Below are 8,886 nucleotides of genomic sequence, written 5' to 3'. Positions count from 1 at the left end.
GCACGAGCCGCCGTTGCCGGTCCGGGCGGGCCGCGACTTCGGCGGCCTGATCATGGCCATGCTCGCCAAGAACCCGGCGGCCCGCCCCACGGCGGCCCAGGTCCGCCAGGCGCTGAGCGCCCTGGCCGGGCCCGCCCCCGTGCCCCGGCGCCGCCGATGGCTGGTGCCCGTCGTGCTGGCCGCCGCCGTGGTGCTGGGCGCGGGCGGCTGGTACGCCGCGGGCGCGCTGGGCGAGGAGCCCGAGACCGGGAAGTTCGCCAAGGCGCCCGATCCCTGCAAGCTGCTCACCGACGAGCAGGCCGCCCGGATCATGAAGGCCAAGCCGTCGCGCGAGGCCACCCGGCCGGGCGAGTGCCAGTGGATCCTGCGTGACGGCGGGGAGGACGGCCGCCGCCGCATCGTCGTCCGCGCCTGGGCGGAGCGGCCCGACGGCGATCTCGGCGGACCCCAGGTGGCGCAGCGCCGCTTCGCCAGCGAGAAGACCGGCCGCACCGGCGCGGAGGGCACCGTGATGCGCGAGGTCCGCGGCTCGGTCTCCGACGTCCCGGGGGTGGGGGAGTCGGCGATCATCCAGAACAGCTTCAGGGCCTACATCAACAGCGACGCGACGGGCTCGTCCGACAGCACTGTGCTCTTCCGTACGAGCAACGTGCTCGGCGAGGTGGTCTGGCACCGCGAGAACGTTCCGGTCAGCGCCCCGGCGGACAAGGAGCCCGCCCTCGCCGTCGCCCGCTTGGTCTCGGCCGCCCTGTCGAAGTGAGCCCGTCGGAGCACCGTGCCGTTCGAAGTGGGCGCGGTCGGGGAGGGGCCGCTGCCAGAATGGGCGGGAGTGCTGCAAGTACCTTGCAAGGGGGATGACTAGCATGTTTCCCCGCAAGTCAGGGCAACCCCAGGAGTCCCAGTGAACCCCGGCAGCGAGTGGGAGCCGTCCACCACCCCGTACCAGGTGCCGGGCAGGCGCTTCGAGCCGCCCACCCAGCCGCCCAACCAGCCGCCGACCCAGCCGCCGACCCTGCCTCCAACCCTGCCTCCGATGCCGCCGCCACCGCCGCCCCGGCGGCCCGCCTGGCTGCTGCCCACGCTGGCCGCCGCCATCGTGGTGCTGGTCGCGCTGGGCGGGGTGGGCGCGTACTTCGTGGTCAGCAAGGTCTCGCGCCCCTCCCAGCCGCCCGCGGCGCAGAGCGAGCGGCCGTCGCGGGCCGCCTCCTCGGCGCCCGTCGGCCTGGACGTGTGCGCCATGCTGTCCGCGGAGGAGGCTGACCGGCTCGTGCCCGGCGCGACCGTCACCAAGGACTCCAGGGAAGGCGACTACACGGTCTCCTTCACCTGCAAATGGGAGAACCGGCGCATCTCGTTCGGCGAGTTCTGGCGCAGCAGGGAGATCGACGTCCGGATCGAACAGTACAAGGCCGACGGCGCCAAGACCGGCCGGTCCATGGCGCAGAACTCGTACGAGGTCGACTACGGCGGCGACAGGTACGCCGCGACCGCCAAGCCCTCGCTCAAGCCCGACGAGAAGGAGTACGTCTCCCCGATCAAGGAGATCCAGGGCGTCGGTGACGCCGCGCACGCGCAGTACACCTGGCGCCGCAGCGGCAAGCTGCTGTGGTACTCCTACGGCCAGGCCAACGCCCGGGTCGGCGACATGACGGTCGAGATCAAGTACCAGGCGGGCCAGCAGCGCAAGGACGCGGCGATTCTGACCAACGAGACCACGCAGTCGATCACCGAGGACAACGCCATCCGCGAGGTGAGCCGGCTGGCCGGCTTCTTCGCCAAGGGCATGGCGGCCTGGCAGGCGCAGCACCCGAACGTGCTGGCCGAGCCGGAGCCGTCGCAGGCCCCCGCCTCGCCGAGGACGAGTGCGAGTGCGAGCGCGGAGCCCTCGCCGACCGTCCTGGCGGCCTTTCCCGGAGAGTGCGGGGCCGTGACCGAGGTGGCCACGCGGCTCGTGCCCGAGCCCACCACCAGGGCGCGCGGCACCGAGGCCGGCTCCGACGCCCAGACCGAGTGCCGCTGGCTGAACCTGGACGTGCCCGGCGCGGGCGAGGGGATCAAGAAGATCCGCAGCGTCCTGATCACCGTGCACCGGTTCACCAACCGGGCGGGCGCCGCCGACGTGGGCGCGGCCGTGAGCTACTACGCCAGCCAGCGGGGCGGCGACAAGGGGTTCGAGGAGTCGTCCATCGGCGGCATCTCCTGGAGCAAGCTCACCGATGTCAAGGGGATGGGCGATCAGGCGTACCAGCAGTTCATCCAGAACCGGCACAGCCGCGAGGTCTCCGCGTCCACCGGCACGGTGCTGGTGCGCAAGGGCCCGGTCGTCGTCAGGATCGACTTCTCCGGCCACCAGCGGCCCGAGAAGGAGCCGGCCACCTCGCCCAAGGTCGTGTTCATGCCGCAGAAGGAGGCGATGGACGGCGTGGTCACCGTGGCCGAGGCGTTCATGGCCCAGCTGGCGAAGCAGCCCGCGGGCAGCTAGGCAGACCCGGTCGAGGAGGGGCGTGGCGCCCCTCCTCGGTGACGGCCGCGCGCGGGAAACATCCCCCTGACGGATCATCCTGTCAACGGTTAATGGAGCTGCAACCCGCTTGCAAGCGCGACAAATACCTTTATGTCTTGCAGGACCTGAGCCGCGCGATCACGTTTGTCCAGTACAGGGGCATGGGCAAACCGAGGGGGATCACGCGGCTCACTTCTTTTCCCGGACCAGGAACGGTTCGAGCAGGCCCGGAACCGCCCGCGCCGCCAGCTCCAGGCCGTCGCCGCGGTCCACGTCCACCACGTCGTAGTGGCCCTTGCCCGCGGCGGTGGCGGCGGAGACGGTCAGCAGGCCGCCGCGGCGCTGGAAGTACGACTCGGTGATCGTCCAGCCGGAGACGCCTCTGCGGTCGAGCGCGATCGTCCTGCGTACCACCGCGCCCTGCCTGGTGACGAGGTGGCGGCGGCCGAGCGCGTGGCCGAGGCTTCTGGCGCTCTCCACGGCCAGCCACATCCCGAACGGCAGCGCCAGCGCGGGGACCGCCCAGACGGCGGCCCGGGACCACTGCCACGGGAGCAGCCAGGAGGCCAGGCCGGCGGCCAGGGCCAGCACGGCCACCGTCACCAGCGCCCGTACGATCCGCCGCCGTCTGGCCGCCGCCGGATGCGGCACCAGCGCACCCATCCCCAGCCCGTCCGCGCCGGTCTCCGGCCCGGCGGCGTCGCCCGCGTCACGCTCGGTCGCCCGGTGCCGGCCCGTGCCGTGGCCGGTGACGCCCGCCGGCGGCCAGGGCGAGTCCATAGGCGCGGCATGCCCGAGCGCGTCCGTTCGCGGCGCAATGGGCGTCGGGGGTGCGGCGGGGGTGTTGGCGATCTTGGTGGCGAGGGGCCAGGCCAGGGCGCGGGGGAGGGGAGGGGTGAGGGCGGCGGCGTCCTCGGTCTCGTGCTCGTCCGCCTTGCCGAGCCCCGTGGCGATGGTCTTGACGCGGGCCCCGCCGCCCAGCCTCAGCAGCAGCGGCTCGCTGATCTCCACGCCGCGCAGCCTGCGTTCCTCCAGGGTCAGGGACCGGGTGGTCAGCAGGCCGCGGTGGAGGCGGAGGCGGCCGGGCTCGCGTTCCAGCCGGTAACGTCCCCACGACTCGGCGAACAGCAGGACGGCGCCCAGGACGCCGACGGCCAGGTTCACCGCGAGGATCAGCGGGACCGCCACCAGCGGCCGCGCCGTCACCCAGTCCCACAGCCCGTCGGCCGCCTCTGTGACGAGCCTCTTGGCCCCGAACGAGTTCAGCGCCTTGTAGAGCGCCCCGAGCACCAGCGCGGCCCCCGTGAACGACCACAGCGACAGCGGCGCGTACCGGATCCACGACCAGCGCAGCTCCGCCAGCGGCCCCTCGCCGGACGCGGGCCGCTCGTCCTGGTGCAGCAGGCTACGGCGCAGCGACTCCGCCTCGTGCCTGGTCAGCGGGTCGAGCACGAGCTCGGTCCCCTCGGCCGCGTGCTCGCCCGTGCCCACCTTGACCACGGTCAGGCCGAACACCCGCGCCACCGGGTCGGCCCGCAGGTTCACGCTGCGGACCCGGTCGAGCGGGATCGCGCGGTGCCGGCGGAGAGTGATGCCCGAGCGCAGTTCGAGGCGTTCCCGGGTGAGCCGCCAGCGCGTCGTACGGAGCCTGGCCACGTCATACGCCACCACGGCGGAGACGACCAGCGTCGCGGCCGCCGCGCAGACCGCCGCGATCCCGCCGAGAGGCCAGTCCCGGCTCACCAGGAAGCGCAGGAGACCGGCCACCACGCCGGCGACGATCGCCAGCGACTTGACCGCCGAGGCCCAGAGGCTCCGCCCCGCCAGCCGCCGCCAGCCCTCTTCAAGGAAGGTCGCTCCGGCGTCGTCGTTCACGTGGCGTCCCCCGGCGTGGCCTGGGTGAGGGCGGTGAGGCGTTCGGCCAGCTCGGCCGCCACCGCGTGGTCCAGCGCCTCGATCTTGATGGCCCCCGCGGAGGAGGCCGTGGTCACCGTGACGTCCGCCAGCCCGAACATCCGCTGCACCGGCCCCCGCGCGGTGTCGACCCGCTGGATCCGCGACATCGGCGCCACCCGCCAGGTGTGGGTCAGCCACCCCTTGCGGGTGTAGACCGCCTGGTCGGTGACTTCCCAGCGCTCCACCCGGTAGGTGGCCCGCGGCGCCAGGACCGCCAGCGCCACGCAGCCCGCCGCGAAGAGCGCCACGCACGCCCCCAGCCAGACCGGCCGCGAGGTGAGGATCCAGTACGCCGCCACCGCGCCGGCGGCCACCGGCACCAAGAGGATCAGCCCCTGAACGGTCCACCAGGCGACCGCCCGCGGATCGGCCTGGTTGCGCGGCGGCCGCAGCCCGGCCGGCGTGCCCGCGTTCATCTGCCGCTCTCCGCGTTCTTGCCCGAGTCGACCACGGCCAGCAGCACGAACCCGAGCACGCCGATCACGATGGCCGTGAACACCTCGTAGCCCTCCAGGAACGGCAGCCGGTTGACCACGAGCAGGTCGTGCGCCCACCGCCACCAGCCGAACAGGGTGTTCAGCAGGCCGCCCACTCCCTGCAGGAGCAGCAGCCAGCCGAGCAGCGTCAGCACCATTTTCATGGTCCCCAGCGTCGTCCACGGGTCACGGGGGCCGCGTCGGCCGTAGGTCTCGTGCGGCAGCTACTTTGGTCGCTGTCGCCGTACCCTCGGCAGGGCCTAACCTCGATGAACGTGACGCACGAATACCGGTGGGCGCTGCCGTCGGTGCTGCTCGGCGACGGCAGGGAGGGCGGCCGGGTGCGCCGCTCGACCCGCGACTGGATCGTCGACATCGCCATGTTCCTGCTCGCGTGCGGCATCACGGTCATGACCCTGCCGGAGCTCCAGGACGAGCCGGAGCCGCTGCAACTGCTGGAGCAGGTGGTGGGCGCGCTGTCGTGCGTGGCGGTGTGGCTGCGGCGGCGCTGGCCGGTGCGGTTCGCGCTGGTGGCCACCCTGCTCTCGTCCTATCTGGAGCTCGCCGGCGGGGCCTCGGTCGTCGGGCTGTTCACCGTGGCGGTGCACCGGCCGTTCAAGGTCTCCGGCCCGGTCGTGCTGTTCTCCCTCGTCACGCTCGTGCCGTTCATCCTGCTGCGGTACCAGACCGACGCGGAGCGCGGCGAGATCGTGGCCCTGTCCCTGTCGCTGGTGCTGACCACGTTCGCGTGGGGCATCGTGGTCAGAGCCCGGCGGCAGCTCATCTGGTCGCTCAGGCAGCGGGCCGACAGCGCCGCGGAGGAGGCCAAGCGGCTCGAACGCGAGCGCATCGCCCGGGAGATGCACGACGTGCTCGCGCACCGCATCTCCATGCTCAGCCTGCACGCCGGCGCGCTGGAGTTCCGGCCGGACGCGCCCGCCGAGGAGATCGCCAGGGCGGCCGGGGCGATCAGGACCAACGCCCATCTGGCACTGCAGGACCTGCGCGAGGTCATCGGCGTGCTGCGCCACGCGGGGCCGGGCGGCGGCGACGACCCGGTCCCCGACCGGCCGCAGCCCACGCTGGCCGACCTGCCCACGCTGGTGGAGGAGTGCCGCCACGCGGGCATGGACGTCCGGCTCGACCTGCGCGCCGACGGCGACGCGCCGGAAGGACTCGGCCGCAACGTCTACCGCATCGTCCAGGAGGCGCTCACCAACGCGCGCAAGCACGCGGGCGGGGCGCCCGTGGCGGTCGCCGTCTCGGGCACGCGGGGCGAGGGGCTGTCGGCGGAGGTGCGCAATCCCGTGGGGGTGCGCCACGTCCCGCACATCCCGGGCTCCGGGGCCGGGCTCATCGGGCTGACCGAACGCGCCGAGCTGGCGGGCGGGCGGCTGGAGCACGGCGCGACGCAGGCCGGCGAGTTCGTGGTGCGCGCGTGGCTACCCTGGCCGGTGGAGACGACTCGGGAGGACGCATGATCAGGCTGCTGATCGTCGACGACGACGCGATGGTGCGGGCGGGGCTGTCGATGATCCTGGGCGGCGCCGACGACATCGTGATCGTGGCCGAGGCCGGCGACGGATCCGAGGTGCCGCCGCTGGTGGCCGAGCACCGGCCCGACGTGGTGCTGATGGACATCCGCATGCCCGGCGTCGACGGGCTCACCGCCACCGAGGCGCTGCGCGGCACGTCCGCGCCGCCCGAGGTGGTGGTGCTGACCACGTTCCACGCCGACGCGCAGGTGCTGCGGGCGCTGCGGGCGGGGGCGGCGGGGTTCCTGCTGAAGGACATCGCGCCGGGCGACCTGGTGCAGGCCATCAGGAAGGTGGCCGCGGGCGAGCCGATCCTGTCGCCCGCGGTGACGCGGCAGCTCATCACGCACGTGTCCGACGGCGCGGCGGGAGACCGTACCTCACGGGCGAGGAAGCTGCTCGGCCGGCTCAGCGAGCGGGAGCGCGAGGTGGCGCTGGCCGTGGGGCAGGGCAGGTCGAACGCCGAGATCGCGCGGGAGCTCTACATGAGCGTGCCCACGGTCAAGGCGCACGTCTCGCGCATCCTGTCCAAGCTCGACCTCAACAACCGGGTCCAGGTCGCGCTGCTGGTCTACGACGCCGGCACGTAGTCAGCGGGTCAGGAGCTCCTCGATCGTGGCCCGGTGCAGCACCAGGTCGTCGGGGTCGTCGGGCCTGGGCTGCTCGCCGAAGTGGATCCGGCGCTGCCACACCCTGGCCATGACGATGCCGTGCCGGAGCGCCGCGTACATCTCGTAGAAGTCCATGTCGCGCGGCTCGTACCCCGTGATTTCCCGATATTTCCTGCAAACGTCCTCGCAGCGCATGAAGTCGGGCATGCCAGGAAAGCCTGCGGAGACGGTGATGTCCTGGAAGAAGCGGTGGAGGAAGATCATCCAGGACAGGTCCAGCTCGGGCGGCCCCACCGCGGCCATCTCCCAGTCGAGCACCGCGACCGGGGTGAAGTCCCGGAACATCATGTTCCCGATCCGGGCGTCGCCCCAGCACAGCACGTCGGGCCCGGGCTCCCGCGGCCAGTGCGACTCGAGCCATCGGAAGGCCCGGTCCAGCACCGGGATCGGCCGCTCGCCGTGGGCCCACTCGTAGTAGCCGCGCTGCGCCTCGACGTGCGCGCGCAACCCGGCGGCCCCGAACGGGGCCAGCTCCGCGGGCGTGAACTCCGCTTGGTGCAGCGCCGCCAGGACCGCCACGCCGGCGTCCTGCAGCCTGCGCCGGTCCGCGGGCGCCGCGTCGAGCAGCCAGCTCCCGAACGTGTACGGCATCACGTCCGGCGGCACGTCGCCGTCCTCGCGCTCCATGACGAGGAACGGCGTGCCCAGGTGTTCCGGGTCCGGCTCGAACCAGAGGGCCCTGGGCGCTGGAATCCCAGCTTTCTGCCTGGCCAGGCGCATGATCTCGAACTGCGCACGAAGATCGTACGAGGGGAACACGGGAACGGCTTCTACCGCAGGTGCGAGCCTGGCTACGCAGCGCGTTCGCCCTTCGTCCCAGGTCGCGGTGAAGAACAGGGTCTCGCTGGACATGCCGTTCTCGGCGGGCCTGGACACTTCGGACACCGAGGCGCTCGCGCCGACCCTCCCGCGCAGCCAGCGGGTCAGGCTGTCGCGCAGTTCCACCAGGTCACGGGTGGAGGTGCGGATCTCTTCTGCCATGGTCGGCCTCCTGGGTGAACACCCGTCCCGGCTCAGTCGTATATCCCCAACCAAGCGCTTGTCTAGAGAGAGGTGGCCGTTACGGTCAGGTACGCGGCAGCCGTACCCTTGTCTGAAAGGGCATGTCACGAAGGGACAAGTGGGATGAGTTCAGCGGGTGAAGGCCTGTCTCGCCCGCTTCCCGAGCAGGTGCGGCTCAATGTCGTCGATCTGGCGTCCCAGGTCCTCGGGACGATGCCCGCTGCCTCCATACCGCCGCCCCTTCGCGGGATAGCCAAGTTCGACCCCCGAAAACGCGCCAAACTCGGCAGCGCGCCCATCGCGGCGCAGCTCGAGAACGACAAGAAGTTCCGCGAACTGGTGGCCGAATCGGTGGAGGCCGGCTGGCCCGAATTGGTGGCGTCCCTGGCCGAGGGGAATGTCCCACCGGCCGCCGACCCCGTGCTCGTGGCCGCGGCCGCCTATCTCACCCGTCCGCCCGGCTGGGCGGAGATGATCGAGGTCGCCCGTACGGACCTGGAGCAGTCGGCCGTGGCGGCCGAGGGATCGGAGCGCGAGGAGGTCGTCACCCGGCTCCGCGAGCAGCTCGCCGCGCAGAAGACCGCCGCCAAGGAGGAGGCCGACCGGCTGCGCGAGCAGATCAGGGCGGCCCGGGCGGAAAATTCTGATTTGAGGCGCAAGCTCCACGACGCCCGCGAGCGGGCCAAGGCCGCGGTGCAGCGGGCCGACGAGATGGAGCACGCGGCGGAGGACGCCAGGTCGGC

Annotated in this window: 7 protein-coding genes and 2 pseudogenes; 5 read left to right on the top strand and 4 right to left on the bottom strand. The window is 72.5% G+C overall.

All coding sequences use genetic code 11. The features are described 5' to 3' along the window. Together ACWDX9_RS55200 and ACWDX9_RS55195 are read left to right on the top strand one after the other, a co-directional pair. Positions 1-760, top strand: a pseudogene (locus ACWDX9_RS55200) (hypothetical protein); the annotation flags it as partial. A gap of 141 nt (positions 761-901) precedes the next feature. Further along, positions 902-2,482, top strand: a complete 1,581-nt coding sequence (locus ACWDX9_RS55195; RefSeq protein ID WP_449970602.1) for a hypothetical protein — start codon at positions 902-904, stop codon at positions 2,480-2,482. A 210-nt stretch (positions 2,483-2,692) separates the two neighbouring features. On the opposite strand, the gene ACWDX9_RS55190 is transcribed toward ACWDX9_RS55195, so the two are convergent. The 3 genes from ACWDX9_RS55190 to ACWDX9_RS55180 are packed head-to-tail and all read right to left on the bottom strand — an operon-like array spanning position 2,693 to position 5,099. Beyond that, a complete protein-coding gene (locus ACWDX9_RS55190) occupies positions 2,693-4,378 on the bottom strand; it encodes a PH domain-containing protein (protein WP_449970600.1) in 1,686 nt (561 codons plus the stop codon). Next, the gene (locus tag ACWDX9_RS55185; RefSeq protein ID WP_449970598.1) at positions 4,375-4,875 is read right to left on the bottom strand and encodes a PH domain-containing protein; all 501 of its coding nucleotides are present in this window, start codon (positions 4,873-4,875) and stop codon (positions 4,375-4,377) included. Before ACWDX9_RS55185 ends, ACWDX9_RS55190 begins: the two co-directional genes overlap by 4 nt. Further along, positions 4,872-5,099, bottom strand: coding sequence for a hypothetical protein (locus ACWDX9_RS55180; RefSeq protein WP_449970595.1), 228 nt, complete (start codon positions 5,097-5,099; stop codon positions 4,872-4,874). Before ACWDX9_RS55180 ends, ACWDX9_RS55185 begins: the two co-directional genes overlap by 4 nt. Before the next feature lie 105 nt (positions 5,100-5,204). Here ACWDX9_RS55180 and ACWDX9_RS55175 point away from each other — a divergent pair, with 105 nt between their 5' ends. After that, positions 5,205-6,416, top strand: coding sequence for a sensor histidine kinase (locus ACWDX9_RS55175; protein ID WP_449970592.1), 1,212 nt, complete (start codon positions 5,205-5,207; stop codon positions 6,414-6,416). Further along, complete coding sequence (locus tag ACWDX9_RS55170; protein ID WP_449970589.1) at positions 6,413-7,060, top strand: response regulator; 648 nt, start codon at positions 6,413-6,415, stop codon at positions 7,058-7,060. Before ACWDX9_RS55175 ends, ACWDX9_RS55170 begins: the two co-directional genes overlap by 4 nt. Here the strand turns inward: ACWDX9_RS55170 and ACWDX9_RS55165 are convergent, their stop codons facing one another. Then, positions 7,061-8,122, bottom strand: coding sequence for a phosphotransferase family protein (locus tag ACWDX9_RS55165; RefSeq protein ID WP_449970586.1), 1,062 nt, complete (start codon positions 8,120-8,122; stop codon positions 7,061-7,063). Positions 8,123-8,266: 144 nt separating this feature from the next. Here ACWDX9_RS55165 and ACWDX9_RS55160 point away from each other — a divergent pair. Next, a pseudogene (locus tag ACWDX9_RS55160) lies at positions 8,267-8,886 on the top strand (NYN domain-containing protein); the annotation flags it as partial.

The sequence above is a fragment of the Nonomuraea sp. NPDC003201 genome, from assembly GCF_053590415.1.
This window is presented reverse-complemented; position numbering and strand designations above follow the sequence as displayed.

Excerpts from the sequence above, each read along its gene's own strand:
- ACWDX9_RS55175 (WP_449970592.1), top strand. The coding sequence starts at position 5,205 with ATGAACGTGACGCACGAATACCGGTGGGCGCTGCCGTCGGTGCTGCTC.
- ACWDX9_RS55165 (WP_449970586.1), bottom strand. The coding sequence starts at position 8,122 with ATGGCAGAAGAGATCCGCACCTCCACCCGTGACCTGGTGGAACTGCGC.
- ACWDX9_RS55185 (WP_449970598.1), bottom strand. The coding sequence starts at position 4,875 with ATGAACGCGGGCACGCCGGCCGGGCTGCGGCCGCCGCGCAACCAGGCC.
- ACWDX9_RS55170 (WP_449970589.1), top strand. The coding sequence starts at position 6,413 with ATGATCAGGCTGCTGATCGTCGACGACGACGCGATGGTGCGGGCGGGG.
- ACWDX9_RS55180 (WP_449970595.1), bottom strand. The coding sequence starts at position 5,099 with ATGAAAATGGTGCTGACGCTGCTCGGCTGGCTGCTGCTCCTGCAGGGA.